We start from the raw sequence: 543 nt of genomic DNA, 5'->3' as shown, positions 1-543 counted from the left end.
CAAGGGATTAGCCTCACACTATTTTACTCCTCTAATCCCGTTGATATTGCTTTTAGTGCAGGTCACACACCAACCAACATCAAAGGCATTGTTTCCAAAGCAAAAGGACGGTGTTTACTGGAAATAGATGGTGAATCAGCACTAGATACTTATCGAAAGTGGACTCGTCATCAAGAAAACCTAACTAGCAAAGAAAACCTACTCTTTACCAACTCCAGCGCTTATCCCTTGGGAAGAGTTGCCGGACATTTGTACGATAGACCTTATTACAAGCTTTCCCATCCAATACGTGAGACCGAAGATGGGGGGATTGAGCTATTTACCCAGATTTCGGTAGGAGAAGAGCTTACTTTGATGAAAGGGAGTAGGGAGCATTTAATCGCTCGAGCGGCAAAAGTCGTGAATGCTGCATTTAACCAAAAATTAGAAGAATCTCGAAAAATTGGTGTCATAAATATATTTTGTGCAGGACCGATGTTGCACTTAATGCAAGACATGAATAGCGTTTGCGAACAAATTAATCAGGAACTGGAACACTTGCCA

Annotated in this window: 1 protein-coding gene; it reads left to right on the top strand. The window is 41.6% G+C overall.

Annotated features, from left to right (window positions below; all coding sequences use genetic code 11):
* A partial coding sequence (locus R7O13_RS30115) for an FIST C-terminal domain-containing protein (RefSeq protein WP_318305624.1) occupies nucleotides 1-543 on the top strand: 543 nt, incomplete at both ends.

Source organism: Vibrio sp. Y176, from assembly GCF_033438945.1.
The sequence above is the reverse complement of the archived record's forward strand: the minus strand, read 5'-3'. Positions and strand labels throughout refer to the sequence as shown.